The 1,730-nt window shown below is 59.1% G+C and carries 3 protein-coding genes; all 3 read left to right on the forward strand.

All coding sequences use genetic code 11. The features are described from left to right. Positions 1-95 precede the first annotated feature (95 nt). Genes ACW9JC_RS30130 through ACW9JC_RS30140 form a run of 3 tightly spaced genes read left to right on the forward strand, consistent with a single transcriptional unit; the run spans position 96 to position 1,670 of the window. Positions 96-509 carry an NUDIX hydrolase gene (locus ACW9JC_RS30130; RefSeq protein ID WP_457459610.1) on the forward strand — a complete coding sequence of 138 codons (414 nt, stop codon included), beginning with the start codon at positions 96-98 and terminating at the stop codon, positions 507-509. A 22-nt stretch (positions 510-531) separates the two neighbouring features. Next, positions 532-1,170: a LysE family translocator gene (locus tag ACW9JC_RS30135; protein ID WP_338584962.1), complete on the forward strand. Its 639-nt coding sequence runs from the start codon at positions 532-534 to the stop codon at positions 1,168-1,170. A 2-nt stretch (positions 1,171-1,172) separates the two neighbouring features. After that, on the forward strand, positions 1,173-1,670 hold the full coding sequence (locus ACW9JC_RS30140) for a GNAT family N-acetyltransferase (RefSeq protein ID WP_457459613.1): 498 nt from the start codon (positions 1,173-1,175) through the stop codon (positions 1,668-1,670). Positions 1,671-1,730 lie beyond the last annotated feature (60 nt).

Consider the following 1,730-nt stretch of genomic DNA (forward strand, 5'->3'; position numbering starts at 1 on the left):
AAACAAAGTCAAAAGATCGCAGCCTGCGGCAGCTCCTACACAATCTGTGGAAGACATGTGATCCTTGCCGTTTTTGAGTCAAAGGTCTTTTTGTCATGTCGACACTTATCCACATCGCCGCCGCCCTGCTGATCGGCCCCGACGGCCAAACCCTGTTGGTGCGCAAGCGTGGCACTCAGGCGTTCATGCAGCCGGGCGGCAAGATCGAGCCTCATGAATTGCCTGTCCACGCTTTGGCTCGTGAGCTGGAAGAAGAGCTGGGTCTGGACATCGACCCGGTGCAGGCCGTTTATCTCGGGCATTTCTCGGCACCGGCCGCCAACGAGCCGGGCTTTGTCGTGCACGCCGAGATTTTTCAGCTGCACATCGATGTCGACGTGACCCCCGCGGCAGAGATCGAAGAAGTGCTCTGGATCGATCCGGCCACCGATGGCGATGTCACTCTGGCGCCATTGACACGCGACCTGATCCTGCCGTTTTATCGAGCTTCGCTGACCGCCATCGCCTGATCATTCACGCAAAGGAACCGCCATGATCCCGCTCCAGGACTTGCTGATTTTCGCTGCTGCTGCATTGCTGATGGTACTGACGCCTGGGCCGAACATGATCTACCTGATCTCCCGTTCGATCTGCCAGGGGCGCAAGGCCGGGGTGACGTCGCTGCTCGGTGTGGTCGCGGGTTTCTTCGTGCATCTGTTCGCCGCCGCGGCCGGTTTGACTGCGGTGTTCCTCGCGGTGCCGATGGCTTATGAAGTGCTGAAGTGGGCTGGCGCGCTGTATCTGTTGTGGCTGGCCTGGCAGGCGGTCAAGCCCGGTGCGCGGTCGCCGTTCGAAGCCCAGCAATTGCCGCCGGATTCGTCACGAAAACTGATCACCATGGGCTTTCTGACCAGTGCCCTGAACCCGAAGATCGCGGTGTTCTACCTCTCGGTATTTCCGCAGTTCATCACGCCCGAACACGGTTCTGTGTTCACCCAAAGCATCGTGCTGGGCCTGACTCAGATCAGCGTCAGTTTCAGCGTCAACCTGATGATTGCCCTGTTTGCGGCGGGCATTGCTTCGTGGTTCGTCAATAACCCGACCTGGCTGGCGATGCAGCGTTATTTCATGGGTTTTGTGTTGTCGGCGCTGGCATTGCGCTTGATGCTTGAGCAAAAACGGATGGCCTGAACATGTGGATCGAGCGACTGGATGCCAGTCATGCGCTGGATTATCGGGCGATGATGCTCGAAGCCTATGACCTGCATCCGCAGGCCTTCACGTCGAGTGTGCGCGAGCGTGCGACGATGCCGCTGAGCTGGTGGGAAGCGCGCCTGACCGGCAAGCTCGACGTGGTGTTCGGCGCGTTCAAAGAGGGCAGGTTGGCCGGCATTGTCGGGCTGGCGTTCGAACCTCGGGAAAAGGCCCGGCACAAGGCGACGCTGTTTGGCATGTACGTGTCCGCCGACGTGCGCCAGCGTGGGCTCGGTTTTCAATTGGTGGAGGCGGTTCTGGCCGAGGCGCGGTGCCATCAGGATTTGCGGCTGATCAAATTGACCGTAACCGCCGGCAATGACGCTGCGTTCAATCTCTACCGGCGTTGCGGGTTTATCCAGTTCGGACTGGAACCGATGGCAGTGCGAGTGGGCGAGGAATACTTCGACAAAATCCATATGTGCCGTGAGATCTGAAGCACGATCAAAAGATCGCAGCCTTCGGCAGCTCCTACAGGAAAAGTGCGTGCCCCTGGA

The organism is Pseudomonas sp. SDO5591_S426 (genome assembly GCF_054070755.1).